Below are 24845 nucleotides of genomic sequence, written 5' to 3'. Positions count from 1 at the left end.
CGCGAGCGGACTTTTTTGGTGACGGCAGTTGGCTGGCCTGTATGGAGCCAGGACTGCTCTTGCCGCCCGCGGACGTGATGGACCCAGTCGGGGTCGCCACGACTGCCGAAGAGCTTGGGTACGACTCCGTCTGGATGCCCGAACTCTGGGGCAGCGACGCGTTCGTCCAGCTCGGCGTGCTCGCCCGCGAAACCGAAGAGGTCGGGCTCGGCACGGCGATCGCGAACGTCTTCTCGCGCTCGCCGGCCGTCGTCGCGATGGCGGCGGCGACCGTCGACCGATTCGCCGACGGCCGGATGACGCTCGGCACCGGCGTCAGCACGCCCAAAGCCGTCGAAGACCTCCACGGGATGGAGTACGACCGGCCCGTCCGCCGCGCCCACGAGACCATCGCTATCGCCAAGCGATACCTCTCGACCAGCGACGAGCCGGTGTCGTACGACGGCGAACTGTTCGAGGTCGCCGATTTCGACCCGCTCGAGGTCGACGTACCGATCTACCACGCGGCGCTCGGGCCGGCGAACCGCCGGGTTGTCGCGCGGCTCGCGGACGGCTGGATTCCGCACAACGTCCCTTTTCCGGACCTCGACGACGCCTTCGCGGAGATCGAGGAGACCGCGCGGGCGGCCGACCGCGACCCGGCGGAGATCACCGTCGCCCCGTACGTGCCGGCCGCAGTCAGCGAGGAGAATCCCGACGCCGCGAGAGACGCGATTCGCGGCCACGTCGCCTACTACGTCGGAAGCGGCGAGGGGTATCGTCGGGCCGTCGCACAGCGGTTCCCGGACGCGGCCGCGACCGTCGCCGACCACTGGCGGGACGGTGACCGCGACGCCGCGACCGAAGCGGTGACCGACGAGATGGTCGACGCGCTGGGCGTGGCTGGCTCGCCGTCGGCTGCGCGAGAACAGTTGGAGCGTCTGCAGGCCGGCCTCGTCGACTTGCCGATCGTCACGGTGCCGGCACAGGCCGCTGGCGACCTGGCGCTCGAAACGATTCGGGCGCTCGCGCCCGAGTAATCACCGGGTTCGCTCGCCGGGCAGCTCGAACTCCGATTCGATGTCTTCGAGTTGCGTCTCTAACTCCTCGATGCGGGATTCGAGCCGGCTGAACTCCTCGTTGTCGGTGAGTTCGGCCTCGGGCTTCTCGACGGCCAGGACGTTTCGCTTCACCTTCAACGTGCTGAGCTCCTGATAGGCGTCGTCGTGCTCTTTCAGCGCCAGCAGCCGCTCTACCGTGGTGAGGAGTCGCTCTTTGCCGACCGGCTTGACGACGTAATCGTCGACGCCCAGCGAGAGGATGTCGAAATCGGGGTTGACGGCCGTCACCATCGCGACTCGACAGTCGAGGTGGCGGTCCTTGATCTCCTGGAGGACTTCGTTACCCGAGATATCGGACATCCGGCGGTCCAGGAGAACGACGTCAACCTCCTCGTCGATCCGGGCGAGCCCCTCCTCGCCACCGTAGGCGATTCGCACGTCGTACTCGTCGTCGAGCGCTGCGGCGTACGTGTCGGCTGCTCGCTTCTCGTCGTCGACGATCAGAACGGTGGCAGTGGCCGAGGACTCCTCGCTCATCGATGCGTTGCCGGGTATTTCCGGCATCAGGTAATAAAATTGACTTTGTATCCTGGCCGATACGTTGTGTCGGCCGACTGCGCGACCCCGGTTCAGTACGTGAACAGGTCCACGCCGCCGGTCACGCCGATGACCTGACCGGTGACGTAACTGGCCTGCTCGCTGGCCAGGTACGCGATGAGGTTCGAGACGTCCTCTTCCCGACCGAGATGGCCCATGGGCGTCGCCCGTGCGATGTCCGCCCAGTGTTCGTTGATGTTCTCGATCTGGTCGGCCGGCAGCTCCGCCAGGTCCCCGACGACGATGGACGGGGCGATGACGTTCGAGGTCACGCCATCGGGAGCGCCTTCGAGCGCCAGCGTCTTCCCCAGCCCGATGAGGCCGGCCTTCGTCGTCGAGTACGAAATCTGTCCGAAGCCGCCGTACGCGCCTGCCATCGAGGACATCGAGATGACGCGGCCCCACCCGCGCTCGCACATGTGTGGAAACACCTCTCGGGTGATGTTGAACGTCCCCGTCAGGTTGATGCTCATGTCTCGGTCCCAGGTACTCGGGTCGAGGTCGCCCGTTCGGCCGACGGCGTCGACCATCCCCGCGTTGTTGACGAGGACGTCCACGCCGCCGGTCGCGTCCCGAAGGTCTTCGACGGCGTCGGCCACGTCGTCTCGGTCCGTCAGGTCACACTCCAGCGCGATGGCGTCCCCGCCGTCTTCCTCGATCTCGTCGGCGACGTCTTTGGCACCGTCCTCGTCCACGTCGAGGACAACGACTTCCGCGCCCTCCTCGCCGAGAATTCGACAGTCCTCGCTTCCGATACGACCCGCTCCCCCCGTCACGAGGGCCGTCTTGTCGTCGAGTCCGAAATCCATTGCAACCGACTGTTCACCACCAGGTGTGTTAACGGTTCGCCCTCACAAACGAGGTGAGCTTACCAACAGTGCGCTGAACTCGCCTTCTCGAAGTCGTTGTTCACTCGTCGACGCCGACGATCTCGAGAAGCTCGCGGTGGTCTTCGACGAAAAAGTCCACGGCTGGGTCCCCGACTACACGGTGACCGTCACGGGAGTCGTCAGCGACGTCCTCGCCGATCCTGTCGCCGTAAGCGACGGTCCAGAGCCCGGCTCGCTGCCCGCCCTGCATGTCATGTTCGTAGCGGTCGCCGACGTACAGGGACCGCGCTGGGTCGACCTCTGCCTCGTCGATCGCCGCGTCGAAGATGCGGTCGTCCGGTTTCTTGTACCCGACGGCCTCCGAGGTGGTGATGCCGTCGAACGCCTCGTCCAGGCCGAAGGTGTCGAGCATCCGGTGTGCCTCCCAGGTGTCGATGTCAGAGATGATGCCCAGGTAGAGACCCGCCTCGTCGAGCGTTTCGATCGTCTTGACGACGTGCGGTTCCGGTTCCATGGCTTCGCGCGTCGTCGCTTCGAAACCCGGCCGCCAATCCGCCTCGGTGAGGTCGGCGTCCACGAGCGCGTCGAACGCCTTGGTGTAGCCGTCGCTGGCGGTCCGGTACTCGTTTCCCTCGGCCGCTTTGAAGTGCTCGCCGAGCGTCTCGCGCCAGGCGTCGATGGCCCGCTCTGGATCGAGGTCGTACTCGGTCGCGAACTCCTGGAGGTACGCCGCGTACCCGGCGCGGATGGACGGGAGGTTCACGATGACGCCGCCGATGTCGAAGAAGACTGCCGCCCACTCCTCGGGGACTGTCTCGGTCATGCCACCGTGAACCGACGGACGCCGTCTTCGAGGGTGCTCGACGCTTCGCCGTCGCGATCGAGTTTCGCCAGTGCGCTCGTGGTCTCGATGACGAGATACCGGATGTCCCGGTCGCCCTTCCGCTGGAACGCCACGTCGACGGCGGTCTTCCCGTCGTCGTCGAGCATCTCCAGGCTCCGCTCTAAGAGGTGGTCGAGGCTCTCCCTGTCGTCGGCGATCGCGTCGTCGAAGTCGGCGTGAACGGGACCGTGGCCGGGGTACACGCGGTCGACGGTGAGTTCGGCCAGGCGGTCGACCCCGGTGTAGTAGGCGTCGATCGCTTCGTCGTAGCCGTCGTCGAAGCCGGTGTGCATCGCGACCGGCCGGAAGGTCGCCAGCGCCATGTCGCCGGCGAACAGCCGTCGCTCACCGTCGAACTCGGTCTGAAAGACGAGGTGATCAGCCTGATGCCCGGGCGTGTGGGTCGTCTCGAACGTCAGCGGCCCGATGTCGATCTCCGTCCCGCCGTCGACCCAGTGGTCCACGTAGTCGGGGCTGAGGAGACCGCCGTCCCGCTCCAGGGATTCGACGGACATCTCGACGGCCTCGTCGAGATACTCGCCGCGGAGGCCGGCCGCCTTGGCGTTCTGCTCGACGGTCTCGGCGAGTTCGTCCGGATCACGATCGAACCGCTCGTCGACCCCCGCTGGCGCGTACACTTCTGGATCGGCGGTCTCGACGATCGCCGGAACTTGCCCGATGTGGTCGACGTGGGGGTGCGTGACGACCAGGTGGTCGACGTCAGCGAGGTCGTAGCCGCTGTCGGCGAGGCCGGCGACGAGTTCCTCGTGGGCGTCCTCGCCCGCCATGCCGGCGTCGAAGAGGATCGGTTCCGCACAGTCGACGAGATACGCCGCCACGTGTCCCGGCGGCCAGTCGACGCTGAACTCGATCCGATGGACTGCGACTGATTCCGCTCGCTGTTCGGCGTCCTGTTCGCTCATTACCCCAGAAAAACGGTTTCGACCCGTTAAGAGTTTGGTTTCCATACAATGTGGTGAACTGATATAAACTAACAACCGATATCGAAGCCAGGTTTTGTTTTACGAGCTACGAACGTGTGTGACAATCTCCCGCATTTCGTAAACTCGTCTGCTCGGCCGGATCGGGTGGCAACGTACTTTTATTAACGATGAACCCGACAGGGCTGATGTAGATTAACAATGGTAAGTACTGATGGTAGCTCGACCGGACCGAGCGGGGTGGCCCGATGAGATCGCAGTTCGGCGTCGACGGCCAGGCGGTCATCGTCACTGGCGCGTCACAGGGGATCGGTCGCTCGATCGCGGAGCGGTTCGCCGACGACGGGGCCGACGTGGTCGTCTGTTCGCGCGAACAGGAGAAAGTCGACGACGTGGCCGCGACGATCAACGACCGCGACGGTGGCGAGTGTCTCCCCGTCGAATGTGACGTGACCGACCGGGACGCCGTCGACGCGCTCGTCGACGCGACCGTCGAGGAGTTCGGCGGCGTCGACACGCTGGTCAACAACGCCGGCGCGTCGTTCATGGCTAACTTCGAGACGATCAGCGAGAACGGCTGGAAGACCATCGTGGACATCAACCTCCACGGCACCTACCACGCCACGCAGGCCGCCGGCGAAGTCATGCGCGAGAACGGCGGCGGCCAGATCGTCAACTTCGCCAGCGTCGCCGGCCAGATGGGCGCCCCGTGGATGAGCCACTACGCTGCCGCGAAGGCTGCGGTCATCAACCTGACCCAGTCGCTCGCCTTCGAGTGGTCCGACGATCAGGTTCGGGTCAACTGCATCGCACCCGGCTACGTCGCCACGCCCGGCGTCGAGTCCCAGATGGGCGTCTCGGCCGACGACATCGAGCGGGACGACGTCCACCGGCGCATCGGCCTCGAAGAGGAGATCGCCGACGTCGCGCAGTTCCTCGCCAGCGAAGCCTCGTCGTACATGACCGGCGAGACCATCACCGCCAAGGGCGTCCCGCAGATCGACGAGTCGCCGGACATCTAACTCCGCAGTACTGCGTTTTCCCGGCCGCTCACTGCGCCCATCCGGCACCGCCAGTCTCCAGTTCTCTCGGCGGTCTCCCCCCAGCAGTTCACACTCCAGCGAGTCGCCACGGCGGCGCTCGATATGTGAGGGTGAAAGTATTTGTTGCAGGAGGGAGCCGTCGGTACCATGGTAACACGAGACGTTTACCTGCCGGTGGCAGCGCAGCCGAGCGTCGAGACGCTGGTCGAGCAAGCCCAGCGCGGGGAACAGCTGGGGTACGAACGCGCCTGGCTTCCCGAAACGTGGGGTCGCGACGCCGTCACGACGCTGACCAGCATCGCCCATGGGACCGACGAGATCGGCATCGGAACCTCGATCGTGCCGATCTACTCGCGGACGCCGTCTCTCATCGGACAGACCGCGACGACCCTCCAGGAAGTCTCGGACGGTCGTTTCCGTCTCGGCCTCGGCCCCTCCGGCCCCATCGTCATCGAGGGCTGGCACGGCGAGGACTTCGGCAACCCGCTCCGCCGGACGCGCGAAACCATCGACATTGCCAAACAGGTGATGCGCGGCGAGGAGGTCGAGTACGACGGGGAGTACTACCAGCTCTCCGGCTTCCGACTGCGCTGTGACCCCCCGGACCCGATGCCGCCGATCGACGCCGCCGGAATGGGTCCCAAGTCCGTCGAACTCGCCGGCCGCTTCGCCGACGGCTGGCACGCCCTGATGCTCACTCGCGAGGGCCTCGAAGAGCGCATGGCGGACTTCGACCGCGGCTCCGACATGGGCGACCGCGACCGCGACGACCAGCGCGTGACGCTCTCGCTGACGTGCTGTGCGCTGGACGATCCCGGGGAGGCAGAACGACTTGTTCGACAACATATCGGATTCTATATAGGTGGGATGGGCACGTTCTATCGCGACGCCTTGGCACGACAGGGGTACGAGGACGAGGCCTACGAGGTGTCCGAGCAGTGGGCCAGCGGCAACCGCGAGGCGGCCATGGACGCTCTGCCTGACGAACTGATCGAGGAGGTCGCTGTCGCGGGCACGCCCGAGGACGCCGCCGACCAACTGGACGCGTTCGCGGACGTCGACGGCTTAGATGCGATCAACATCTCGTTCCCGCGCGCGGCCGACCACGACCAGATCCTCCAGACGATGGAAGCGCTCGCACCAGCCTAGGGGTCGGTTCTGGGGGCGGTGGACCGAGAGGACGCGTCGGTCAGTGACGGTTTATATATGATCGACCGAACATATTGCCCGTTCTTCCTTTTTATTTTTCATTAGATGGGAACGTGCTCCCGGCGTTATGGCCGTCTCAGGGAAAGTTACCGGGTGGGAGCACATGGAAGATCTCACTGGCCAAACAGGTCGTTCGCACGCTTCAGCGACGGTCGGTCCGTCGTGGCCGAATCGCTTCGCGTCCAGTGGCGTCGCTTCGCTACCGGGTGCGAGGCAGCGTCGCCAGATCCCGAGAGGCTCTACCGCCGCGAGTGTGATCGTCCGCCCCTGCGTGCGCCGGACGGGCGGCTACGAGCCTTCCACCATTCCCCACGCCACGAACGGTGCGGTTTGCCGAGGTGATTACTCATGAGTGACAACGACAAGACGCCAGAAGACACGATCAGCGACTACGAATCGAGACTGAACGACGTCCTCGCGGAGGTCGAGGACCCGGCGGTCACAGACGAGCGGGCGTCGCTCGAACTCGCTGGCCTGGAGATCAACCGGCGCGACCTCATGCGGACCGGCGTCGTCGCAGGTGCGGGTGCTGCGACCGGGTTCGCAGGCAGCTCCCTCATGACCCAGAGTGGGCACGCGACCAGCGACGACCACTTCGTCGAGCCCGGGGAGACAGACACGTACTACGGCTTCTGGAGCGGCGGCCACTCCGGCGAGGTGCGCGTCCTCGGGATGCCGTCGATGCGGGAGATCCGACGGATTCCGGTCTTCCAGCGGGACGGCGCGGTCGGCTACGGCCACGACGAGAAGACGAAACAGGTCCTCGAGGAGGGCGGGGACATGTCGTCCCGGCATGGACTGGAGTGGGGCGACTGTCACCACCCGATCCTCTCAGAAAGCGGAGGTGACTACGACGGCAAGTACCTCTGGATCAACGACAAGGGTGGCGGACGGATGGCCCGTATCAACCTGAAGTACTTCGAGACCGACGCCATCACCGACATTCCGAACATGCAGGCCTGTCACGGCTGTTCCGTGCAGTCGCCGGACACGAAGTACGTCTACGGCGTCGGCGAGTTCCGCGAACCCGTGCCGAACGACGGCCGGAACGTCGACAACCCCGACAAGTACTGGTCGACTTTCACGGCCCTGAACCCCGAGTCGATGGACGTCGAGTGGCAGGTCCGCGTCTCCGGCAACCTCGACAACGCAGACTCGGGGAAAAACGGGCGCTGGGCCTTCGCGACCGGCTACAACAAGGAAGCTGCCTTCAAGGTCGAGGGCATGACCCGCGACGACCGGGACTACGTGAAAGCGTTCGACGTCGACGCCATCGAGTCGGCTATCGACAGCGGCAACTACAGGAAAGTCAACGGAGTGAAAGTCCTCGACGGCCGGAAGGGGTCGAGACTCAACTCCAGCGGGGACCCGATCGTTCACTACATCCCCACGCCGAAGAGCCCGCACGGGTGCGACGTGACCCCCTCTGGCAAGTACGTCACCGCAAGCGGGAAGCTCTCCCCGACGGTCACCATCATCGACATCGAGAAGATTCCGAAGGTGGACGACCCCGAGGACGCGATCGTCGGCCAGCCGAAGGTCGGGCAGGGACCGCTTCACACTACCTGGGACGGCCGCGGTCACGGCTACACGACGCTGTTCATCGACTCGAAGGTCACCAAGTGGGACATCGAAGAAGCCGTCAACGCCAAGAAAGGGTCGACCAAGCCGGTCAAGGGGAAGGTGACTGTCCACTACAGTCCCGGCCACCTGCAGGCCGCCGAAGCCGAGACGACGAACCCGTCGGGCGATTGGTTGGTCAGTCTGAACAAGCTCTCGAAGGACCGCTTCCTCCCCGTCGGGCCCATCCACCCCGACAACGACCAGCTCATCGACATCAGCGAGGACGGGACCGACAAGCAGGGCGGGATGGACCTGATCGCGGACCACCCCGTTCACCCCGAACCTCACGACTGCGTCATCGCTCACCGTGACAAGATCAACCCGAAGACCACCTGGGAAAAGAGCGATTACGCGGACGAAAAGCCCTACGTCACGCCGAAGGACAGCGAGGTCAATCGGACCGGCGACCGCTCGGTCCACGTCAAGATGTCGGCCACGCGCAACCAGTACGGGCTCCGTGACTTCACCGTCAAGGAAGGCGACGAGGTCACGATTACGGTCACCAACATCGAAACGACGCGGGACATCATCCACGGGCTGGCGATTCCCAAGCACGGCATCAACCTCGCCGTCGCCCCGCAGGACACCAGGGAGGTCACGTTCACGGCCGACCAGCCGGGCGTCTACTGGTTGTACTGTACGTACTTCTGTAGTGCGCTGCACCTGGAGATGCGGAGCCGGATGATCGTCGAACCCCGGAAGTGACGCTGCCTCCGTGGGCTCCCACCTTATCAACCATGAACTATGAATTGCCAGAGGTCAGCCAGTTTCGCAACGCCCGCCGTGCGCTCCCGGTGGTAGCGGCGCTGCTGTTCGTCGCTGCGATCCTGTTTCCGGTGTGGCGCATCGCGGTTCACGCCGTCCAGTATCCCGAAACCGTCCTGCAGGTGCGGGTGTACGCGTACCCTCGCATCGAAGGGGACTACGTCGAGTTGGCGCGATTGAACCACTACGTCGGGTTCTACTACCCCGATCCGGTGTACTGGAGCCCCAACTTCGAACCCGACCCGTACGCGGTCGACGTGCCCGAGTGGTCGCTGGGTCCGCTCGCGTTCGTGGCCGTTGGCTCGCTGTCGCTGTTCGTCGCACTGGCTCCGACCACGGAGAAGCTAAAGCGCGGTATCAAGCTGCAACTCGCCGGGACCGTCGGCCTGTTCGCGGTGATCACGGCCGACATCCAGTACCGGCTCTACCGGGCCGGCCACCGCCTCGATCCCGACGCCCCGCTGATCGGCGTCGACCCGTTCACGCCACCCCTGTGGGGCCGCTACGAGATCGCCAACCTCACCACCTACTCGCGGTTCGGACTCGGCGCCTACATGGCGATGACCGCCATCGCGCTGTTGATCGTCGCCTACTACTACCGAGAGACGGAGGTGACCGTCGACGAACTGCCGGCTCGCGGCCTCGTCACGCTGTTGTCCTTCCTCTTCGGCGCCGAGAAGAGCTCAGGTCCCGACGCCGAGGTCGAAGGGGGCGACGCGTAACCGGAACGATGTCCTCCAAATCACCCCACCTGGAACGCGGATTCGCACTCCTGGCGGTCGGTCTACTGGTCCTCACCGTGGCCACGGCGGGCGCGCTCGGAACGGCCTCACGCACCGACTCGTCCGTCGCGTTCCAGCCCCCGGTACCGGACGAGTACGAGTTCACGTCGCCGAGCGCCGACGGCGTCGCCCGCGTGGACGGAACGACGTACGAGACGGTGGGCGCGGCGGTCGAGGCGGCGCGACCGGGCGACGTCGTGCATCTGCGCGGGCGCTTCGACGAGCGCGTCGTGGTTCGGACGCCCAACGTCACTCTCGCTGGCGCGGGACCGGATCGGACGGTCGTCGACGGAAACGGGTCCGGCGACGTCCTGACGATCGAGGCCGGCAACGTGACGGTCCGCGACCTGTGGGTCCGCAACGGCGGGTACAGCCCGTCCGACAACGACGCCGGCATCTGGGTCAACGCGAGCAACGCCACCGTCGTCGACGCCCGGGTCACGAACATGACCTTCGGGGTCTGGCTCGACGGCGGGCGGAACCTGCGCGTGAGCAACAACACAATCATCGGGCGCGAATCGGTCACGCCGCTGTCCAAACGCGGCAACGGCATCCACATCTGGAAGGTGACCGACGCGGTGATCACGAACAACCGCATCACCGACGTCCGGGACGGGGTGTACTACTCCTGGGCGTCGAACGTGACTGCCAGCGAGAACGTATTGTGGGACATCCGGTACGGCATCCACTACATGTACTCCGACGACTGCACGCTCAGGGAGAACCTCGCGTTCGATAACGACATCGGCTACGCGCTGATGGTCTCGAAGCAGCTGCACATCGTCGACAACACCGCCATCAACAATTCGGGCCAGAGCAGTCACGGCATCCTCCTGAAGGGCATCGACGACACGGAGATCAGGAACAACACGCTGGTGGACAACGGCAACGGCCAGTACGTGTTCAACTCGATGGACAACAACATCACTGGCAACCTGCACCTGGCGAACGACGTCGGCATCCACCTGACGGCCGGCAGCGTCAGGGAGCGGGTCCACCACAACAGTTTCATCGGGAACGGCGAGCAGGTTCGTCCGGTCATCGGCGAACAGGTGGCCTGGAACGCGAGTTCGAGCGGGAACTACTGGGCGAGCGCACGAACGGCGGACGTCGACGGCGATAGCGTCAGCGAGCTGCGCTACCAGCCGGCGGGGCTGGTCGAGCAACTGGTCGTCGACGAACCGGCGGCCGGCCTGTTCGTGGACAGCCCGGCCTTCCACCTGATCCGGCTCGCGGAGAGTTCGGTGCCGGTCATCGAGTCGCCGGGCGTCGTCGACCACCACCCGCTCGTCGACTCACCACACGAAGACTGGAGGCGATTCTATGAACGACGTTGAGATCAAGCGCGTGACCAAGAGCTACGGGCAGGTGACGGCGCTGGAGGACGTCAGTCTCGCCGTCGAGGCGGGGACGACCTTCGGCCTGCTCGGGACGAACGGAGCCGGAAAGACGACGCTGTTCCGCCTGCTCATCGGCCACGAGGCCCCCGACGCGGGCGCCGTCGAGATCGCGGGCCTGCCCGCGGAACGGGGCGTCGAAGTCAGACGACGGGTCGGTTACCTCCCGGAGCACGCCGGGTTCCCGCCCTCGTTCACCGGGCGGGAGGTCCTCGGGTTCCACGCAGACGTGCGCGGGGTTCCGGCCACCGTCCGGGACGAACGCATCGCCGCCGCGCTCGCGACGGTCGGCCTCGCGGACGCGGCCGACCGGTCCGTCGGCGGCTACTCAAACGGGATGAACCGCCGCCTCGGGCTGGCGACGGTGCTGTTGACCGAGCCACAGGTCCTGTTGCTCGACGAACCCACCGCCGGACTCGATCCGATGGGCGTGGACGCGTTCAACCGCATCGTGGAGCGCATCGCCGCGGAGACGCCGATCACCATCGTCTTTTCCTCGCACAGCCACGCCGAGGTCGAACGAGTCTGCGACCAGGTCGCCATCCTCGACGACGGCCGCGTCTGCGCGGCTGGCGACGTCGACGACCTCCGCCGCGACGTCGGCGAAACAGTCACCATCGACCTCCGCATCGGCGAGGACGACTCCCCGTCGGCCGTGGCCGACCGCCTGCGCGACGCGCCGGGCGTCACCAGCGCCGAACCCTCCGACGACCGCGGGCTCCGCGTCCGGTGTGCCCGTCCAGACACCTACGGCGTCCTGTCGATGGTTCACGACGTCGCCGCGGTGGACGGGTTCGAGGTGCGCGAACCAAGCATCGAGGACGTGTTTCGCGAGGCGATCGACGGGGGCGTGAGCGACGCGTCAGGAGACCAACGGGTCGGTTCGGGCCCCACGGGTGGTGCGCTGTGACTGATTCCGAGGCGGACCCCGACGGTGGCCACGTCCAGGCCAGCGTGGGCGACAGCGTCGACCACGAAGCTCCGATTCCGCTTTCGGGCCCGCGTGCCGTGGCGCGCATCGCCGTCCGAGAGTACCGCATCGCCGTGCGGAGTCGCTGGGGCGTCGGACTGGCCGTTCTCTTCGCCGTCTTCTCGGTGGCCGTCGTCGGGTTCGGCACCGCCGAAGTCGGCCCGAGTCGGTACGGCAGCGTCGTCGCCAGCCTCGTCGAATTGAGCGTCTACCTCGTCCCGCTGGCGGCGCTGGCGGTCGGGTACGACACCGTCGTCGGGGCCGAGGAGACCGGCGCACTGGACATGCTGTTTGCCCTTCCGGTGTCGCAGGCACAGGTCATCGTCGGGAAGTTCCTCGGGCGCGCCTGCGTCCTCGGCGGCGCGATGGTCGTCGGGTTCGCCGGCGGCGGCGTCGCCGCGGGCGCGACCATCGGGGTCGCTGGTCTCGGACAGTACGCGGTGTTCGTGCTCGCTGCCGTCCTGACGGCGGTTGCGTTCCTCGGTCTGAGCGTGCTGCTCTCGACGCTGGCGAGTGCGAAGACCCAGGCGCTCGGGACCGCGCTGGTCGCCTGGCTGTGGTTCGTGCTCCTCCACGACCTCGTGGCGCTGGGCCTCATCGCCGGCATGGACCTGCCCGACGCGGCCCTGACGGCGATGGCGCTGACGAACCCCGCCGACGTGTTCCGGCTGCTGGTGTTGAGCCAACTTGGGACGACGACCGGTGGGTTCGCTGCCGTCCTCACGGCCGCGAACCTCTCGACGCCGGTGTTGGCCGCGACCCTTCTCGGCTGGCTCGTCGTTCCGCTCTCCCTCGCGGTCGTGGCTATCCGCCGCCGGCGGCCGTAACCGACCGGTGCCGTTCACTCACAACCCCACCCACCGACCATGACTGAATCCAACGCAGACCAACGCGACGGACGACACGCATCGGCCACACGACTACGCTCCCGCGGCGACGGCGGTCGGCATCTCGTCGACCGCCGTACCGTCCTCCGGGCGAGCGGCGTCGTCGGCGTCGCAGCCCTCGCCGGCTGTTCGGGCTCGGGGTCCGACGCCTCGCCGTCGTCGCCGGACCCGACGTCGCTCGGCGACAGCGAACAGTGTGACGTCTGTGGGATGGTCGTCTCGGAGCATCCGGGGCCGAACGGACAGATCTTCTACCGGGAACACACGCCTGAGGGGCACGACGACCCGGCGGTGTTCGACTCGATCCGCGCGTGTCTCCTCCCGTACTACTTCGATCACAAACAGTCGGACTGGTCGGCCGCCGCGGTGTACGTCACCGACTATTCGGCCGTCGAGTACGACGTCTCGACCGTGCAGGGCACTCCCTACATCGAGACGGCCACGGCTTCCGAGACGTTCGCGGCGGCGGCGGACGTCGTCTTCGTGATCGAAAGCTCGGTCCACGGCGCGATGGGGCCGGACTTCGTGCCGTTCTCGGACACGGCCGACGCCGACGCGTTCGTCGAGCAGTACGGCGGCCGGACGGTCGCGTGGGACGAGATGAACCCGGACCTCCTGGCCGGCTAATCCTGTCGGACTGACGTTCGTACAGACCGGGACCCGGCCCCATACTTTTGGGCTGGAGGCTTCAACGAGTAGGTATGCGGACGAAGCGCGCGGTCGCCCTCTGCGGTGCGTTCGTCGCCGCGATGTTCGGCGCGAGCGTCCTCGTCGGTCCCCGTCTCCCCGAGACGATGGTGACCCACTGGAACGCCGTCGACCAGCCCGACGGCGCGATGCCGAAGTTCTGGGGGCAGTTCTTCGTGCCCCTGCTGGCGCTGGGGGTCGTCGCGCTGGTACTCCTCTCGCCCCGTATCGATCCGAAACGGGAGAACATCGAAGCGTTTCGCCCCCTGTACAACGAGTTCGTCGTCCTGTTGACGGCCTTCCTCGCCGGTGTGCACGGCGTCGTCCTGGCCGTCAATCTCGGCTACGACGTGCCGATCAGCAGCGTCGTCTTCGCCGGCGTGGGTCTGGTGGTGTTCTACACCGGGCGCGTGCTGGCAAACGCCGAGCAGAACTGGGTCGTCGGCATCCGGACGCCATGGACGCTGAGTGACGAACAGGTCTGGGAGCGAACCCACGACGTCGGCGCCGCGCTGTTCAAACTCTCGGGCGTCCTCGCGTTCCTGGGGGCGTTCTCCCCTCGCTACGGAGCGGCCCTCGCCGTCGGGCCGGTTCTGCTCTCCTCGCTCGCGCTGGTCGCGTACTCGTACTACCTGTACGAGGAGCGCGACGGAACTGACGGTCCCACGGCGTAGCCCGATTGTCTCTCGGTTCACCCCGAGGTGCTTTACAGATTTTACCCAGGAGGCCGAGAGGCCAACGGGTGAAAGGCCGCTGGTGCATGGGTGAACTATTTTAGGGGTGGCCGGCACAGTCCAGGTATCTCCATGCCAGACGAGTACACGGGTGCCGACCTGTTCGTCGACGCCCTCGAACAGTACGGGGTCGAACACGTGTTCGGCAATCCCGGCACGACCGAACTTCCGGTCCTCGAGTCGATCAGCGACAGCGACCTGGAGTACGTGCTCGGGCTCCACGAGGACATCGCGGTCGGGATGGCTTCCGGGTACGCCAGCACGCGCCGCTATCACAGCACGCACGACGACGACGTGATGCCAGCCGGCGTGGTGAACCTCCACATCACGCCCGGACTGGCCCACGGCCTGGGAAACGTCTACGCCGCGTCGTTCGCCGGGACGCCGCTGGTCGTCACCGCCGGCAATCACGAGCGGGACTTCCGCCACGAGGAACCGCTGCTGTACGGCGACCTCGTCGACATGGTCGACCAGTTCACCAAGTGGTCCGCCGAGGTCCTGGACGTCGAGGCGCTGCCGACGATGCTTCGCCGGGCGTTCCGCGTCGCGCTGACGCCGCCTACGGGACCGGTCTTCCTTGGGCTCCCCATGGACACGATGCTGGCCGAAACTGATCCGGCGGAAATCGAACCGCTGGGTCCCATCCCGAACGCGGGCCGCGGCGATCCCGCACAGATCGAGCGGGCGGCTGACCTCCTCGTCGAGGCCGACGATCCGGTGCTGGTGCTGGGCGATCACGTCGCCCGCTCGGGAGCGGACGCGGTCGACGCTGCCGTGGACTTCGCCGAGACGATCGGTGCACGCGTCCACGGCGAGATCCTCGCCTGCGAGGTGAATTTCCCCACGGGCCACGACCAGTGGATCTCCTACATCCCGCCGGACGAGGGCCTGGCGAGCATGCTCATGAGCAGCGACACGGTCGTGTTCGTCGGCTGTTCGACCAACACGACGCTGATGAACCACGACGACGACCTCGTGGGGGCAGACACGACCTGCATCCACGTCTCCGACGACGCCTGGCAGGTCGGGAAGAACCAGCCGGCCGACGCGGCCGTCGTCGGCGATCCGGGTCTCGTCGTAGAGCAGTTGACCGACCGCGTCGACGACCGGTTGTCGGACGAGACGCTGGAGCAGCGCCTCCAGAAAGTCGAGACGATGAAAGCCTCGCTCTCGGACACCATCACGGGGCTGAGCGAGGACGAGCGGCCGGACGGCGACACCCGCGCCGGGAAACACGAACTCGTCGACGCGATGCGGGAGGTCGCGCCCGACGCGTACGTCGTCGACGAAGGCGTCACGTCGAAGTATCCCCTCCTGATTCGCTGGGAGATGGAGGCCGAACAGATGGTCTCGAACAAGGGCGGTGGCCTCGGCTACGGCCTTCCCGCGTCCGTCGGTGCCGCGCTGGCCGAGTCCATGCGCGAGGACCCTCGCGAGGTCATCGGGTACGTCGGTGACGGCTCGTATCTCTACTACCCCCACTCGATCTACTCCGCCGTGCGCCACGACCTGGACCTGACCGTCGTCGTCCCGGACAACCGCAACTACCGCATCCTCAAGGACAACACCCAATCGATCTTCGGCGGAACCGACGAGGACCACGACTACGTCGGGATGGACTTCGACCCGCCGGTCGACCTGGTGAAAAACGCGGAGAGTCACGGCGCCACTGCACAGCGCGTCGAGACCGCAGACGAGATCGCCCCGGCGCTGGAGGACGCTCTCGACGCCGACGGCACCACGGTGCTCGACGTACTGGTCCACGATTGACGGAATCGAACCCTGCAACGGTTCTCGTACGTAGTTTATATATAATTCGTCCGTCAAGTATATACTACGGAGTCTCGACGAGTCTCACAACGGCAGTTTGGACACAGATGACGGGCACGACACTCGGTCGGCGATTCTGGTGGCTCACGCGGAACCGTCACGGCAAGCGGGTGTACGAGTTTCTGGCGGAACGGGGAATTCGCGTCTCCAAACTGGAGCGGTACGTGCGGTCGACCGGTGGCGTCGAGACGGCCGCGGTCACAGGCCCGGAGGACGTCGAGTTCACCTGTCAGCAGGCCAGCGACGTCGATGCGACCGCCGTCGACGCGTTCGAGGAACCGGCCGCGACCGACCGCATCCTGATCGCCACCGACGACGAGACGGTCGTGGGTTATCTCTTCCTGAGTCACGACCGCTCCGTGTGGGTCGACCCGTTGGAAACCGAACTGGACGTCGACGGTGCATACATCTGGCGCGTGTTCGTCGATCCGGCGCATCGAAAGCGCGGTATCGCGACCGCGCTCGTCGAACGAGCGGTCCAGGAAGCCGCACGGCTGGGGGCTGGGCAGGCCATAGCACTCGTCGCGGTCGACAACTACCCCTCGAAACAGGTGTTCCAGGCGAACGGATTTCGGGCCGACCGCGTCATCGGCTACTACCGATTGTTCGGGCTCACGCGGCGGACGGTTCGAGAGGGTCCCCGGTAACTCGTTAAACCGTACCCGGCAACTACCTCGCAGGCAGTATCGGTATTTCAGCTATATATTTATCTTAGCGTATTTTATATAGTCTCGATGTTGCAACTCAGGTGAACAGGTAATGACCGACGAGAACAGACACGCGGTACGAACGGCGTTGAATAGCCTGCGAACGCAGGTCGACCGTCGGACTGCCGGTGTGGACGAGCCCTACATGCTGTTCAGGCTGAACGTCGCCGACTACATCAGTCTCGTGGCGCTGTTTTTCGCCTGGTGCGCGACGTTGCTCTTGCTCTCGGGCGAACCCAACTGGGCGATCATCACGATGCTGGGTGCGTTCGGATTCGACAAACTCGACGGGTTCTACGCCCGCGAGTTCGGGGAACCGACGGTTCTCGGCCGGCAGATCGACGCGTACATCGACGTGTTCACCTACCTGGTTCCCGCTGCGGCCCTCTATCATTTCGTCCTCTCTCCCCACGTCGTCGTCAGCGCCGTCGTCGGCTTCGCGGTGCTGATGTTCGGTGGGCTGCGACTGATTCGCTTCACCAACGAGGGGCTGAAAGACGACGACGGGACCAGTTACTACCGCGGCATCACCGTCGTTCACGTGAACCTCCTGGTACTGGCGAACTACTTCGCGTTCGAGCTCCTGGCGCCGTGGAACGGCTGGGTGGCGGCTCTGACCGTCGTCGCGGCCGCTCCGGTCATGATCTCGGACTATCGGAGTTACAAGACGGTCGAGCGCCACTCGGTGGTCGGGGTGCTTGGACTCGTCGTCGTCGGACTCTGCTTTGTTCTCGAATACGGACTCTGAGCAGCGATGCCACCACTCTCTCTCCGAATCGATCCACACGTCCACTCGGCTGCATCGTTCGACGCGACCGCCTCGATCGACGCGATCCTCCGACGGGCTCGGGCCGTCGGTCTCGACGGCGTCGTGGTCACCGATCACGACGAACTCGACGCCTCACTGGAAGCCGCCGAGCGCGCCGCCGAATTCGGTCTCGTCGGGATCCCCGGCGTAGAGGTGTCGACGGCCGTCGGCCACCTGCTCGCACTCGGCGTCGAACGCCGCCCTGAGCTGGGCCTCCCGCTGGCCGAGACCGTCCGGCAGATCCGAACTCAGGGTGGCGTAGCAGTCGTGCCACACCCGTTCCAGCGCAGTCGCCACGGCATCCGAAAATCGGATCTGGGGGACGTCGACGGCATCGAGGTGTACAACGGCCTGGCGATGACGGGGTATCGAAACAGGTGCGCGCGTCTGTTCGCAGCCCAGTGCGGATATCCGATGATCGGGGGGAGCGACGCGCACACGCCCGATCTGATCGGGCGCACCCACACCCAGGTCCTCGTCGACACGCCGGCCGACCGTCCTGCCGACGTGTCCCCGTCAGCCGTCCTCGACGGCATCAAAGCCGGCGCGACCCGCATCGAAGGCCGTCGGACGCCGCTGTCTCGGTACGTCAGGAAACACGCCTGGCACGCGGAGTATCGGACGAGCATGGTGCTCCGGGCGGGCGTCGGCGCGCTGGTGGCCCGTCTCGTCTGACGGTCAGTCGTCGGTCGGCTCTGCTTGCACGCGTTCTCCCTTCGCGGTTTCGGGAAATATCTTCCCGGGGTTCAGCGTGTCTCTGGGGTCGAGCGCGCGTTTGAGCGCGCGCATCGCCTCGACGCTGTCGGCGCCGTGCTCCAGTTCGAGGTACTGACGCTTCCCTCGGCCGACGCCGTGCTCGCCGGTACAGGTGCCGCCCAACTCGATCGCTTTCTCGACGACGGCTTCGTAGATCTGTTCGCCCACGGCGACGTCGTCGGGGTCGTCACGATCGACCAGCGTCGTGTAGTGGACGTTGCCGTCGCCGGCGTGCCCGAAGCAGGGCACGATTTTGTCGTGTTCCGCGCCGAGTTCCTTCGCGTAGCGGATGATCGCCGGCAGTTCGCTGATCGGGACGGTCACGTCGCCGGGGTGGAGCGGTTTCAGGTCGGGGTCCCAGGTCTGGAGCGCGAAGGCGAGTTCGCTCCTGGCTTTCCAGAGTTCGTCCATCGCCTCCTCGTCGGCCAGCTCGAACCGCTCGACGTCGTGGGACTCGAAGATAGTTCGACAGAAGTCGATCTCCTCCTGGACGCCGTGGTTGGCGTGGAACTCGACGAACGTCATCGGCGCGTCGGGGAGGTCGGTCCCGAGGTAGTCGTTTGCCATCTCGGCGCTGATCGCGTCGACGAGTTCGATCTTCGCCACGTCCACCCCGGAGCGAACGGCGTCGAAGACGGCCTCGGCCGCGTCGTCCAGCGTCGGGAAGATCGCGCGCCCGCCGCGGATCTGCTGGGGAATCCCCTCCAGTTCGAGCGTCGCTCGGGTGACGACGCCCAGCGTCCCCTCGCTCCCGACGAGCAACTCCTTGAGGTTGTAGCCGCTCGAGGTCTTGACGGCCTTCGAGCCGGCGGTGACGACCGACCCGTCCGCGAGGACCGCCTCTAGTTCGAGCACCCAGTCGGCGATCTCGCCGTACTTGACCGTCTGCATTCCGCTCGCGTCGTTGGCGATCATCCCGCCGATCGTCGAGATGCCGCCCGAGGACGGGAGCGGGGGGAAAAACAGTCCCTCGCCGCTGACCGCGTCGTCGATCGCGGTGCCCATGACGCCGGGCTGGACGTCGATCTGGAAGTCGTCGGGGCGAACGTCGAGCACGTCGTTCATGCGCGTGAGGTCCATGCTGATGCCCGCGTACTCCGGCACGGCGTTGCCTTCCAGGCTCGTTCCGGCCGCGTAGGGCGTCACCGGGACGCCGCGGTCGTTTGCCGCTTCCAGCACTGCGGAGACGTCGTCGGTCGATTCGGGCCAGACGACGGCGTCGGGCGTCACGCCGGTTCCCGCTTCGTCGGCGGCCCAGTCGGCCGCGTGACTCTCCCGCGCGGACTCGCCGAACGACACGTTCCCCTCCCCCAGGCAGTCTGTGAGAAATTCACAATCGTATCCCATACCCAACATCCCGCTCCCGTGACGGCTTAAATTTACGCCGTAAACGACAGGTGATTCATATCGACGCTTCGAAGACGCGTTCGGAAGACCGTTCCCTGGAATCGAACGCTGATCGTGACTGTCGGGACGCGCTGGCCTCTCACCGGCGCCGCCGAGATCGAGGAGTGGAAAACGCCAAGAAACCCACTGCCTGTTCCGCTCTCCGGGGTTTTGCTATCGGACTGGCCTGCCGAAGGGAATGACTTTATCACGCATGATTTACAATGGAAAGTCATGCGAGCTGCAGAGGTAACAGAGTTTGGGGATAGTTCCGTGATCGAGGTCGCCGAGCAGGACGTGCCGGAGCCGGACGCGGGCGAACTCCGCATCGAGGTGAAGGCGGCGGGGATCAACTTCGCGGACATCATGCAGCGCCGCGGACACTACCCGGAAGGTCCCGACCCGGGCTACACGCCGGGGATGGAGGTCGCAGGCGTCGTCGACGCGGTCGGTGACGGCGTCGGTCGCGAAGTTGGCGACGAGGTCATGGGCTTCGTCAACCACGGTGGCTACGCCGAGTACGCCATCGCGAACGCGTCGGGCGTGTTCGACCTGCCGGAGGCAATGAGTTTCTCGGAGGGCGCGGGGTTCCCGGTGCAGTTCCTGACCGCGCACAACTGCCTGTTCGGGTGGGGCGACCTCACCGAGGACGAGTCGGTCCTGATCCACGCGGCGGCCGGCGGCGTCGGCACCGCTGCGGTCCAGCTCGCCAGCAACGCCGGTGCCGAGGTGTTCGGGACGGCCAGCACCGAGGAGAAACTCGGTCTCGCCGAAGACCTCGGCTGTGACCACCCGATCCAGTACACCGAGGTCGACTTCGTCGAGGCGGTCAACGACCAGACCGACCACGGCGTCGACCTCGTCCTCGACGGCATCGGGGGCGAGACGACCACCGAGAGCATGAAGTGCCTGAAAGACTTCGGCCGGATGGTGTCGTTCGGTGCCGCCAGCGGCGAACCGGGCAAACCCAACACCGGCGACCTCCTCTTCCACAACCAGACGGTCATCGGCTATCACCTGGGGCAGGCTATGCGGCGCGAGCCCGGGCGCGTCTTCCAGGCCGTCCCGAAACTCACCCAGCAGCTCCAATCGGGCGACCTCGACGTCATCGTCGGCCACGAGTTCCCGCTGGCCGACGCCGCCGAAGCCCACCAGTTCATCGAGGACAGAAAGAGCAGCGGCAAGGTCGTCCTGAAGCCCTGAGCGAACGCAGCTGAACGCGTCACCGACTGTCGCGCTTCCCGATCGTGACGCTCACTCGAACTGCAGGTCGATGTCCAGCGTGACTTCGTTGGTCACGTTGTCGTACACCGGCGACGTCTCTTTGACTTCCTCGTGCAGTTCGCGGAGCGCTTCCTCCGACGCGTCCGCGTCGATGTGCGTCGTGGCTCTGATCGCTTCGTACCCGGGCCGGACCTCGTCGCTCAGTCCGAGGAAGCCGCGGAGGTCGATGTCGCCCTCGAACTCGAAGCGCATGTCCTCGATTTCGATCCCCTTCGCAGCGGCGTGACCCGCGTAGGTAACGCTCAGGCACGAACCCAGCGCGGCGAGAAGGTGTTCGACCGCGTTCGGGCCGGCGCGGTCGCCGAGCAACGCTGCCGGCTCGTCACCGGTGATCGTGAACTCCGGCGATTCCACGGTGGTCCCGTCCTGTACGAAGTCACTAATGTGCGTCTCACTCGCGAACCCACCGGTCCACTCCGTCTCTGCCTTGAACGTGAACGACGCCTGTGCTGGGTCCGCTGCCGCGCCTTCGATCAGCTCTTCGAGGTCGTCGACGTCCAGTCCGTTGACTCCGGTCATGTATATAGTGTACAATACAATATCAGGGCATGCGCCCGTTAATCGTTTCGGACTTCGCCCAGAAATAGACGAACAGCCGTCATTAACGGATTGATGCGGTGTATGTTGCTGTTTGCGGATGGGTACGTCTTGGGGCGCATCGCACTATCTGAAATGGCATTTCGATAATTGGACACAGCTGGTGTGGATCTCCGAGACCCTCGGCTGTCAGTCGGTAGGGCCTGGGCCGGGGCGGGATCAGCGATCGGTGAGGCCGAAGTGTAGTCGAACAGGAGGCGAGTGGCCCGAACGCGAACGTAATCGGGGTATAACAATGGGTACTCACGGGGTCCGAGGCTCATGGACCGACGGACCGCTTTGCGGCGTGGCCTCGTGGTCGGGGCCGCCGGCCTGGCGGGATGTAACGATCTCCTCGGATCTGGACAGTCGACCGAACACCGCCCCGGGACGACGGAATCACCTTCGAACCACGACGGGAACCCGTCGGACGGCGCCGGCATCCGCGCGGTCTTCGAACGGCAGTTTCCAGCCTCTGACGGCGTCGGCGCCTTCGAGGACGTCACCGTGATCGACGACGGGGGTTACGTTCTCGTCGGAACGCAAACGACCCCGAGCGGCGGGTCCCGCGGGTGGATCACACGAACTGACGCTCAGGGACAGGAACGCTGGGGGAACACCTACGGGAGTGGTGCCGCCCAACTCCACGGCGTCACGATCGCGGCCGACGGCGACGTGCTCGCTGTCGGTCGCCGGGGAAATCAAACCGGGCGAGCCCGGGCCTGGGCACTCCGCCTCTCGCCTGACGGACGTGAACGGTGGTCCAGAACATACGAAGGCGCAAACGATCCCATCTTCCAGGCCGTTGCTCCCGCCCCGAACGGATTCGTTCTCGCTGGCGTTCACGAGATGACTACACAGGGCGGCGGGAGCGGGTGGCTCTTGGCGGTCGATGGCAACGGGAAGGTCGTCGACGACCGCGTGTTCGAGTCGGGGTACTACAGACTGTTCAACGACGTCGTCCGAACCGGCCAGGGCAGCTACGCGCTCGTCGGCAGTGCCAGCGACCGGCGTGACGGCACCAGCAGCGGGTTCCTCGTCGGAATCGACGCCGACGGGAAGACGCGATTCGAACGCCAGTTCTCAGCGGCACGGCAGAACGTGTTCAGGGCCGGCGTCGCCCGTCCGGACGGTGGCCTCCTCTGTTGCGGTGAGACGAGTCCAGCGCCGGCCGGGAGAAACTCCGGCGAGGACGCCTGGCTGGTCGCTGTCGACCCGTCCGGACGCGAACAGTGGTCGACGTCCCGCGACGATCTGAACGGCGACAGGCTGTGGGACGTTGCGACGGCCGCGGACGGCTCGGCGCTCGCCGTCGGCCAGACGAACGGAACCGGACAGGGCACCCGGACTGGGTTGCTTCTCTCGGTGGCTGCCGACGGGACCGTCCGGTCGGTCCGCACGACGGCTGACCTCCGCGGTAGCAGTGACTCCCTCGCAGCACTCACCGGCGTCGCGGCCGACGGGGACGACTACGTGGCGAGCGGCCTGCAGAACGTCGGGGGAACCGACGCCGACTCCGCCGAGGGGCGGGGATGGCTGCTGAAAATCTCCGCGTGATCGTCACGTCAAGGACACAAGAATTAGGGCGGGGTCGTCCGTATCACGTCGTCATGACGCGGGACGCCCTGGAGAAGGGGTTCGAAACGTACGTTTCTGACATCATCTCGACGGCCTACGAGCAGTTCGACGTGACCGCCGCGTTCGGCACCGGGACGACCGCCAGCGGTCGCCTGGTCAGCCAGCTCGTCAAGAACAACGCCCTCCTCGATCGGAAGGTCGTCCAGCCGGCGCTGGAATCGTACGAGACCGACGTGCTCGATCAGGTCCAGGTCCTGCTGGACTACGCGGAAGCCCCCGACGCTGACTTCGCCGACTACAGCGACGAGGCGCTCTCCCACGATACGTTCTACCAACAGCTCCGCGAGGACCTGCCGGCGGAGCGAAAGCGCGAGATTCGCGACGAACTCGTCGAGCAACAGCGGCGGCTCGCAGCGGCCGCGAGACCCATCGTCGAGGCCGACGAAGACGAGTTCTGGCCGGCGGTCGAGGCGACGCTCTCCCGCGACGAGGCCGAATCGCTCGTCACGGAACACTTCGCGTTCACCGACCCGCTCCGCGATCACCCGGACGCGTTCCGGTTCACGGAGACGGTGAATCCCGCGAAGCTACTGGCCGGCCCGCTCACTCTCGGGATGCCGACGCCGTCGCTGACTCTGGACTACACCGACGAGGTTCGCCGCGTCCTGACTGAGGCCGAACAGGACACGATCGAGCGCGTCCTCGACGAGATCGATCGCCGGTACGAGTGACCGCTATCTCGGGAGGTCGCTCGCGTCGATCGCGTCCCGCCGCCCGTCGAGAACGCCGAACCGCTCGCCGCGTCGCTGCTCCAGCCAGGACAGCAGCCGCTCGGCCCACGCCAGCTTCTGCCGCTTCAGCTGTCCGACCGCGGGGTCGTCGAAGTCCCAGCCGACGAACACCAATTCTCCGGCCCCGAAGTGATCCGCGAGGAACGCGGCCCTGTCGCCATCGGTGAACCCACCAAAGTTGCGAACGGGGCCGACCGGCTCGGCCTGCGTCGTCGGTAACACCCATTCGTCCTCGAAGGTCGGTACGTACTCGCGAACGGCCGGCACGTTGTCGCCGTGGGCGTGGGCGGCCACCGGTACCCCGCGCTCGGTCAACTCTCTCGCGGTCTCGGGCGTTTTGTCCAGATCAGTCACCATGCAGTCCACGTCGACGCCGGCCGCGAGCAGCCTGTCGGCCGCAGTCGACGCCGCCAGGACTGCATCGGCCGAGGCCGCACGATCCCGCTCGGCGTCGAGTGACGGTCCGGCACCGGCGATGGCGACCTGCCGGCCGGCCAACGAGAGCTTCGAGCAGTCGAACGAGTCGGTGAGGTCAGCGAGCACGTCGCGTGCGCGCTCGTCTGCGGCACGGTCGAAGCCGAAGTCGTCCAGGATCGCTTCGTAGACGGGTGCCCAGGTTGGATAGTCCATAGCCGTGGCTCACCGATCTGGTCCAGATAAATCGAGGCGAGCCGAAATGGCACAACCTGGTACCCCTACCCGGGTGCCCTTTCGGCCTTCACTCGTGCATTTAGGCGCATC

24 protein-coding genes are annotated in these 24845 nt (G+C 65.9%); 17 read left to right on the top strand and 7 right to left on the bottom strand.

The annotated features are described in order from the left end of the window. Positions 1 to 41: 41 nt before the first annotated feature. Entirely contained in the window at positions 42 to 1019 is a 978-nt protein-coding gene (locus MU553_RS01615; RefSeq protein ID WP_247373949.1) for an LLM class flavin-dependent oxidoreductase, read from the top strand. On the opposite strand, the gene MU553_RS01610 is transcribed toward MU553_RS01615, so the two are convergent. The 4 genes from MU553_RS01610 to MU553_RS01595 all read right to left on the bottom strand — a co-directional run bounded on the left by MU553_RS01610 (position 1020) and on the right by MU553_RS01595 (position 4273). After that, entirely contained in the window at positions 1020 to 1577 is a 558-nt protein-coding gene (locus tag MU553_RS01610; protein WP_247373946.1) for a response regulator transcription factor, read from the bottom strand. It lies immediately after the preceding gene. A gap of 92 nt (positions 1578 to 1669) precedes the next feature. Further along, positions 1670 to 2446 carry an SDR family NAD(P)-dependent oxidoreductase gene (locus MU553_RS01605; protein ID WP_247373934.1) on the bottom strand — a complete coding sequence of 259 codons (777 nt, stop codon included), beginning with the start codon at positions 2444 to 2446 and terminating at the stop codon, positions 1670 to 1672. 100 nt (positions 2447 to 2546) lie between these two features. Next, positions 2547 to 3290, bottom strand: a complete 744-nt coding sequence (locus tag MU553_RS01600) for an HAD family hydrolase (protein ID WP_247373932.1) — start codon at positions 3288 to 3290, stop codon at positions 2547 to 2549. Beyond that, positions 3287 to 4273, bottom strand: a complete 987-nt coding sequence (locus MU553_RS01595) for an MBL fold metallo-hydrolase (protein ID WP_247373930.1) — start codon at positions 4271 to 4273, stop codon at positions 3287 to 3289. Before MU553_RS01595 ends, MU553_RS01600 begins: the two co-directional genes overlap by 4 nt. Positions 4274 to 4539: 266 nt before the next feature. On the opposite strand from MU553_RS01595, the gene MU553_RS01590 reads away from it, so the two are divergent. The 13 genes from MU553_RS01590 (at position 4540) to MU553_RS01530 (ending at position 18408) form a co-directional block, all read left to right on the top strand. Continuing rightward, positions 4540 to 5313: an SDR family NAD(P)-dependent oxidoreductase gene (locus MU553_RS01590; protein ID WP_247373921.1), complete on the top strand. Its 774-nt coding sequence runs from the start codon at positions 4540 to 4542 to the stop codon at positions 5311 to 5313. A 168-nt stretch (positions 5314 to 5481) separates the two neighbouring features. Then, a complete protein-coding gene (locus MU553_RS01585) occupies positions 5482 to 6483 on the top strand; it encodes a TIGR04024 family LLM class F420-dependent oxidoreductase (protein ID WP_247373910.1) in 1002 nt (333 codons plus the stop codon). A gap of 408 nt (positions 6484 to 6891) precedes the next feature. Beyond that, positions 6892 to 8871 (top strand): TAT-dependent nitrous-oxide reductase, encoded by a 1980-nt coding sequence (gene nosZ / locus MU553_RS01580; RefSeq protein ID WP_247373907.1) that lies wholly within the window; start codon positions 6892 to 6894, stop codon positions 8869 to 8871. A gap of 32 nt (positions 8872 to 8903) precedes the next feature. Next, a complete protein-coding gene (locus MU553_RS01575) occupies positions 8904 to 9653 on the top strand; it encodes a hypothetical protein (RefSeq protein ID WP_247373895.1) in 750 nt (249 codons plus the stop codon). 8 nt (positions 9654 to 9661) lie between these two features. Continuing rightward, positions 9662 to 11050: a nitrous oxide reductase family maturation protein NosD gene (nosD, locus tag MU553_RS01570; protein WP_247373893.1), complete on the top strand. Its 1389-nt coding sequence runs from the start codon at positions 9662 to 9664 to the stop codon at positions 11048 to 11050. Then, positions 11037 to 12020, top strand: a complete 984-nt coding sequence (locus MU553_RS01565) for an ABC transporter ATP-binding protein (RefSeq protein ID WP_247373880.1) — start codon at positions 11037 to 11039, stop codon at positions 12018 to 12020. The genes nosD and MU553_RS01565 overlap by 14 nt, the downstream gene beginning before the upstream one ends. Continuing rightward, positions 12017 to 12907 carry an ABC transporter permease gene (locus MU553_RS01560; RefSeq protein WP_247373878.1) on the top strand — a complete coding sequence of 297 codons (891 nt, stop codon included), beginning with the start codon at positions 12017 to 12019 and terminating at the stop codon, positions 12905 to 12907. The genes MU553_RS01565 and MU553_RS01560 overlap by 4 nt, the downstream gene beginning before the upstream one ends. A gap of 39 nt (positions 12908 to 12946) precedes the next feature. Further along, positions 12947 to 13594 (top strand): nitrous oxide reductase accessory protein NosL, encoded by a 648-nt coding sequence (locus tag MU553_RS01555; RefSeq protein ID WP_247373876.1) that lies wholly within the window; start codon positions 12947 to 12949, stop codon positions 13592 to 13594. Positions 13595 to 13668: 74 nt separating this feature from the next. After that, positions 13669 to 14328, top strand: coding sequence for an SdpI family protein (locus tag MU553_RS01550; RefSeq protein ID WP_247373874.1), 660 nt, complete (start codon positions 13669 to 13671; stop codon positions 14326 to 14328). Positions 14329 to 14460: 132 nt separating this feature from the next. Then, complete coding sequence (locus tag MU553_RS01545; RefSeq protein ID WP_247373872.1) at positions 14461 to 16158, top strand: thiamine pyrophosphate-binding protein; 1698 nt, start codon at positions 14461 to 14463, stop codon at positions 16156 to 16158. 107 nt (positions 16159 to 16265) lie between these two features. Continuing rightward, positions 16266 to 16865, top strand: coding sequence for a GNAT family N-acetyltransferase (locus MU553_RS01540; protein WP_247373860.1), 600 nt, complete (start codon positions 16266 to 16268; stop codon positions 16863 to 16865). A gap of 112 nt (positions 16866 to 16977) precedes the next feature. Continuing rightward, a complete protein-coding gene (locus MU553_RS01535; RefSeq protein ID WP_247373857.1) occupies positions 16978 to 17673 on the top strand; it encodes a CDP-alcohol phosphatidyltransferase family protein in 696 nt (231 codons plus the stop codon). A 6-nt stretch (positions 17674 to 17679) separates the two neighbouring features. Further along, the gene (locus MU553_RS01530) at positions 17680 to 18408 is read left to right on the top strand and encodes a CehA/McbA family metallohydrolase (RefSeq protein WP_247373846.1); all 729 of its coding nucleotides are present in this window, start codon (positions 17680 to 17682) and stop codon (positions 18406 to 18408) included. A gap of 3 nt (positions 18409 to 18411) precedes the next feature. Here MU553_RS01530 and MU553_RS01525 read toward each other — a convergent pair whose 3' ends face one another. After that, positions 18412 to 19836: an FAD-binding oxidoreductase gene (locus MU553_RS01525; RefSeq protein WP_247373843.1), complete on the bottom strand. Its 1425-nt coding sequence runs from the start codon at positions 19834 to 19836 to the stop codon at positions 18412 to 18414. Positions 19837 to 20109: 273 nt separating this feature from the next. Here MU553_RS01525 and MU553_RS01520 point away from each other — a divergent pair, with 273 nt between their 5' ends. Further along, on the top strand, positions 20110 to 21078 hold the full coding sequence (locus MU553_RS01520) for a quinone oxidoreductase family protein (protein WP_247373840.1): 969 nt from the start codon (positions 20110 to 20112) through the stop codon (positions 21076 to 21078). A gap of 51 nt (positions 21079 to 21129) precedes the next feature. Here MU553_RS01520 and MU553_RS01515 read toward each other — a convergent pair whose 3' ends face one another. Continuing rightward, positions 21130 to 21678: an OsmC family protein gene (locus MU553_RS01515; RefSeq protein WP_247373838.1), complete on the bottom strand. Its 549-nt coding sequence runs from the start codon at positions 21676 to 21678 to the stop codon at positions 21130 to 21132. A gap of 339 nt (positions 21679 to 22017) precedes the next feature. On the opposite strand from MU553_RS01515, the gene MU553_RS01510 reads away from it, so the two are divergent. Together MU553_RS01510 and MU553_RS01505 are read left to right on the top strand one after the other, a co-directional pair. Next, the gene (locus tag MU553_RS01510; protein ID WP_247373836.1) at positions 22018 to 23292 is read left to right on the top strand and encodes a hypothetical protein; all 1275 of its coding nucleotides are present in this window, start codon (positions 22018 to 22020) and stop codon (positions 23290 to 23292) included. Between the two features lie 53 nt (positions 23293 to 23345). Continuing rightward, complete coding sequence (locus tag MU553_RS01505) at positions 23346 to 24044, top strand: hypothetical protein (RefSeq protein ID WP_247373834.1); 699 nt, start codon at positions 23346 to 23348, stop codon at positions 24042 to 24044. Positions 24045 to 24047: 3 nt separating this feature from the next. On the opposite strand, the gene MU553_RS01500 is transcribed toward MU553_RS01505, so the two are convergent. After that, complete coding sequence (locus MU553_RS01500; protein ID WP_247373832.1) at positions 24048 to 24734, bottom strand: 6-hydroxymethylpterin diphosphokinase MptE-like protein; 687 nt, start codon at positions 24732 to 24734, stop codon at positions 24048 to 24050. Positions 24735 to 24845: the final 111 nt, after the last annotated feature.

The organism is Halorientalis brevis, assembly GCF_023077655.1.
The sequence above is the reverse complement of the archived record's forward strand: the minus strand, read 5'-3'. Positions and strand labels throughout refer to the sequence as shown.

Coding starts and splice junctions, on each gene's coding strand:
- MU553_RS01615 (WP_247373949.1), top strand. CDS start 42: ATGGAGCCAGGACTGCTCTTGCCGCCCGCGGACGTGATGGACCCAGTC.
- MU553_RS01610 (WP_247373946.1), bottom strand. CDS start 1,577: ATGAGCGAGGAGTCCTCGGCCACTGCCACCGTTCTGATCGTCGACGAC.
- MU553_RS01605 (WP_247373934.1), bottom strand. CDS start 2,446: ATGGATTTCGGACTCGACGACAAGACGGCCCTCGTGACGGGGGGAGCG.
- MU553_RS01600 (WP_247373932.1), bottom strand. CDS start 3,290: ATGACCGAGACAGTCCCCGAGGAGTGGGCGGCAGTCTTCTTCGACATC.
- MU553_RS01595 (WP_247373930.1), bottom strand. CDS start 4,273: ATGAGCGAACAGGACGCCGAACAGCGAGCGGAATCAGTCGCAGTCCAT.
- MU553_RS01590 (WP_247373921.1), top strand. CDS start 4,540: ATGAGATCGCAGTTCGGCGTCGACGGCCAGGCGGTCATCGTCACTGGC.
- MU553_RS01585 (WP_247373910.1), top strand. CDS start 5,482: ATGGTAACACGAGACGTTTACCTGCCGGTGGCAGCGCAGCCGAGCGTC.
- nosZ (WP_247373907.1), top strand. CDS start 6,892: ATGAGTGACAACGACAAGACGCCAGAAGACACGATCAGCGACTACGAA.
- MU553_RS01575 (WP_247373895.1), top strand. CDS start 8,904: ATGAACTATGAATTGCCAGAGGTCAGCCAGTTTCGCAACGCCCGCCGT.
- nosD (WP_247373893.1), top strand. CDS start 9,662: ATGTCCTCCAAATCACCCCACCTGGAACGCGGATTCGCACTCCTGGCG.
- MU553_RS01565 (WP_247373880.1), top strand. CDS start 11,037: ATGAACGACGTTGAGATCAAGCGCGTGACCAAGAGCTACGGGCAGGTG.
- MU553_RS01555 (WP_247373876.1), top strand. CDS start 12,947: ATGACTGAATCCAACGCAGACCAACGCGACGGACGACACGCATCGGCC.
- MU553_RS01550 (WP_247373874.1), top strand. CDS start 13,669: ATGCGGACGAAGCGCGCGGTCGCCCTCTGCGGTGCGTTCGTCGCCGCG.
- MU553_RS01545 (WP_247373872.1), top strand. CDS start 14,461: ATGCCAGACGAGTACACGGGTGCCGACCTGTTCGTCGACGCCCTCGAA.
- MU553_RS01540 (WP_247373860.1), top strand. CDS start 16,266: ATGACGGGCACGACACTCGGTCGGCGATTCTGGTGGCTCACGCGGAAC.
- MU553_RS01535 (WP_247373857.1), top strand. CDS start 16,978: ATGACCGACGAGAACAGACACGCGGTACGAACGGCGTTGAATAGCCTG.
- MU553_RS01530 (WP_247373846.1), top strand. CDS start 17,680: ATGCCACCACTCTCTCTCCGAATCGATCCACACGTCCACTCGGCTGCA.
- MU553_RS01525 (WP_247373843.1), bottom strand. CDS start 19,836: ATGGGATACGATTGTGAATTTCTCACAGACTGCCTGGGGGAGGGGAAC.
- MU553_RS01520 (WP_247373840.1), top strand. CDS start 20,110: ATGCGAGCTGCAGAGGTAACAGAGTTTGGGGATAGTTCCGTGATCGAG.
- MU553_RS01515 (WP_247373838.1), bottom strand. CDS start 21,678: ATGACCGGAGTCAACGGACTGGACGTCGACGACCTCGAAGAGCTGATC.
- MU553_RS01510 (WP_247373836.1), top strand. CDS start 22,018: ATGGACCGACGGACCGCTTTGCGGCGTGGCCTCGTGGTCGGGGCCGCC.
- MU553_RS01505 (WP_247373834.1), top strand. CDS start 23,346: ATGACGCGGGACGCCCTGGAGAAGGGGTTCGAAACGTACGTTTCTGAC.
- MU553_RS01500 (WP_247373832.1), bottom strand. CDS start 24,734: ATGGACTATCCAACCTGGGCACCCGTCTACGAAGCGATCCTGGACGAC.